Origin of the sequence: Streptococcus sp. KR (assembly GCF_002238115.1) — a bacterium.
Classification (GTDB): Bacteria; Bacillota; Bacilli; order Lactobacillales; family Streptococcaceae; genus Streptococcus.
Genome location: NZ_NGVM01000377.1, coordinates 1 through 215 on the forward strand (window position 1 = coordinate 1; position 215 = coordinate 215).

Consider the following 215-nt stretch of genomic DNA (forward strand, 5'->3'; position numbering starts at 1 on the left):
ACTGGTTTCATCGTTGGTGGTGTTTTGATTGCCCTCTCAGGTTTAATTGTTCTGTTGATTACTCCAAGAGAAAAATCATCAAAAGACGCAGTTATTCCAAAGGAAGAATCAGTATTAGGTGTCTTTGCTACATTGCTGCCACCTAAGATGCACGGTGCCCATGATTTCTACAAGGCTTGTGCCGGCCGATTCTTAGTTATGACTAGTTACACTAT

General features: G+C 41.4%; 1 pseudogene. It reads left to right on the forward strand.

Features of this window, described 5'->3' with window-relative positions:
- Nucleotides 1–215: pseudogene (locus tag CBI42_RS12355) on the forward strand (MFS transporter); the annotation flags it as partial.